Origin of the sequence: Methylocystis sp. (genome assembly GCF_021731785.1) — a bacterium.
Taxonomy (GTDB): Bacteria; Pseudomonadota; Alphaproteobacteria; order Rhizobiales; family Beijerinckiaceae; genus Methylocystis.
Genome location: NZ_JAKFWS010000111.1, coordinates 1 through 2,597 on the forward strand (window position 1 = coordinate 1; position 2,597 = coordinate 2,597).

The 2,597-nt window shown below is 62.2% G+C and carries 2 protein-coding genes and 1 pseudogene; 2 read left to right on the top strand and 1 reads right to left on the bottom strand.

Translation table 11 applies throughout. The annotated features are described in order from the left end of the window. Positions 1-156 precede the first annotated feature (156 nt). Positions 157-1,797 (top strand): alpha-D-glucose phosphate-specific phosphoglucomutase, encoded by a 1,641-nt coding sequence (locus tag QZ964_RS16565; protein ID WP_292532864.1) that lies wholly within the window; start codon positions 157-159, stop codon positions 1,795-1,797. 23 nt (positions 1,798-1,820) lie between these two features. Continuing rightward, positions 1,821-2,420 carry a TMEM175 family protein gene (locus QZ964_RS16570; protein ID WP_292532866.1) on the top strand — a complete coding sequence of 200 codons (600 nt, stop codon included), beginning with the start codon at positions 1,821-1,823 and terminating at the stop codon, positions 2,418-2,420. Here the strand turns inward: QZ964_RS16570 and QZ964_RS16575 are convergent. Next, a pseudogene (locus tag QZ964_RS16575) lies at positions 2,421-2,597 on the bottom strand (IS630 family transposase); the annotation flags it as partial. It abuts the gene before it with no gap.

Sequence of the window (2,597 nt, forward strand, 5' to 3'; positions counted from 1 at the left end):
AGCTGGGGCTGGTAAGCCCGAAGCTCTCCAGGCAGCTTTTGCAAGGCGGCGCGCGACCTTACCGCGCCGCCTTTTTTGCCGTTCCCGGACACGAACGGTAAAAGCGGACGCCGCGCCGGTCGCGGCGCCGACAGCTAAGCGAGGCCGCCGCCGAAAATGGGGAATTCACACGCGACGACGATCGCAACGACGCCCTTCGCCGATCAACGCCCGGGCACGTCCGGCCTGCGCAAGAAAGTCGAGATCTTCAAGCAACGCCACTATCTCGAAAATTTTATTCAGTCGATATTCGACAGTCTTGAGGGATATCAGGGCGCATCGTTCGTCGTTGGCGGCGACGGCCGTTATTACAACCGTGAGGCCGTTCAAAAGATTTTGAAGATCGCCGCCGCCAACGGCGTCGGCCGCATCGTCGTCGGGCAAGGCGGGATACTCTCCACGCCCGCCGCCTCGGCGCTCATTCGTTCGCTTAACGCGTTCGGGGGCATCGTGCTGTCCGCGAGCCACAATCCCGGCGGCCCGCACGGCGACTTCGGCGTCAAATATAACATCTCGAACGGCGGCCCGGCGCCCGAGAAGGTGACGGAAGCCATCTACCGACGCACGCTCGACATTGCGTCCTACAGGATCGTCAACGCTGAAGACGTCGACATCGACGCGCTCGGCGAGTCGATGATCGGCGACATGCGCGTCACTGTCGTCGACAGCGTCGCAAATTACAAAGCGTTGATGCAGACGCTCTTCGACTTCGATCGCATTCGCGACGCTTTTCGCTCGGGCCTCACCTTTACATTCGACGCCATGTCCGCGGTCACCGGCCCCTATGCGCGCGCGCTGTTTGAGGACGAGCTGGGGGCGCAGCCGGGCAGCGTCATCAATGCGACCCCCCTGCCCGATTTCGGCGGGCGCCATCCCGACCCCAATCTCGTCCACGCCAGACATCTTTACGATCTCGCCATGTCGGACGGCGCGCCCGATCTTTGCGCTGCGTCCGACGGCGACGGCGATCGCAATCTGATCATCGGCCGCGGCCGTTTCGTCACGCCCTCGGACAGTCTCGCAATCCTTGCCGCCAATGCGACAATTGCGCCGGGCTATCGCAAGGGCGTTGCAGGAATCGCCCGCTCGATGCCGACCAGCGGCGCCGCCGACCGCGTCGCGGAAAAGCTTAGCGTCCAGCTTTACGAGACGCCGACGGGATGGAAATATTTCGGCAATTTGCTCGACGCCGGCCTCGTGACGATTTGCGGCGAGGAAAGCGCCGGCGCCGGCTCCGATCATGTGCGCGAGAAGGATGGGCTATGGGCGGTGCTGTTCTGGCTAGACATACTCGCGGCGCGCAAAGAGAGCGTCGACGCTATCGTCCGGCGACATTGGGCGCGTTACGGGCGCAATTATTATTCGCGTCACGACTACGAAGAAATCGCGAGCGACGGCGCTCATGCGCTGATTGAGACGCTGCGCCAGCGTCTGCCGGCGCTCAGGAGTCAAGGCATTGGCGCTCTCGAAGTCGCGACGGCCGACGACTTCGCTTATCACGATCCGGTCGACGGCTCGGATTCCAAGCATCAGGGCTTGCGGGTGATTTTCGCCGACGGCTCGCGGATCGTCTATCGGCTGTCGGGCACCGGCACCGCCGGCGCGACGCTGCGCGTCTATATCGAGCGTTACGAACCCGATCCCGCGCAACAATATCTGGAGACTCAAGCGGCGCTCGCCGACCTCGTGACGCTGTCGCGCGAACTCGCCGAAATCGAGCGCTATACGCAGCGCGCCGCGCCGAGCGTCATCACATAATCATCGACGCCTGGAGCAGATCATTGGAGAAGCAGCGGCTCGAAGCCTTCAGTGACGGCGTCATCGCCATCATCATCACCATCATGGCGCTCGAGTTGAAACCGCCGCATGAGGCGAGCTTTGCGGCGCTCGCGCAGGTCGCTCCCGTCTTTTTCAGCTATGTTCTGAGCTTCGCCTATATCGCCATCTATTGGAACAACCATCACCACCTGTTGCAGGCCGCGTCGCATGTCACCGGCCGGGTGCTGTGGGCCAATGTCCATCTGCTGTTCTGGCTATCTCTCATCCCCTTCGCCAGCGCCTGGATGGCGGAGAACCATTTCGCTCAGGCGACGGTCGCGGTCTATGGCGCGGCGCTGCTGGCGCCGGCGATCGCCTATTTCATTCTCAGCCGCATGCTTCTGAAGACGCATGGACCGGAGTCGACGCTCGCCCGCGCCATCGGCGCCGACGTCAAAGGCAAGATTTCGGTGCTGCTCTATCTTCTCGCGATCGGACTGACGCTGCTCGACCCGCGCCTTTCGCTCGCGATCTACGTGCTCGTGGCGCTGATGTGGCTGATACCCGACCCGAGAATCGAGCGCCTTCTGGCCGAGCGGCGACATAATACCAACCTGTGCTGATCAGAACCGATGCGCCCAGTCGCGCAAACCGATGGACATGATGCGCCAGGGTTGTTCGATGAGTTTGTTCCAGGCGTCGCAGCAATGGTCGACGATGTCGTCGTATGATTTGAACACGCGATTGGAGAGCCAGTTGTCGCGCATGAACTGCCAGAGGTTCTCGACCGGGTTGAGTTC

Bases quoted from the DNA above. Each gene is read 5' to 3' on its own strand.
- QZ964_RS16565 (WP_292532864.1), top strand. From the start codon at position 157: ATGGGGAATTCACACGCGACGACGATCGCAACGACGCCCTTCGCCGAT.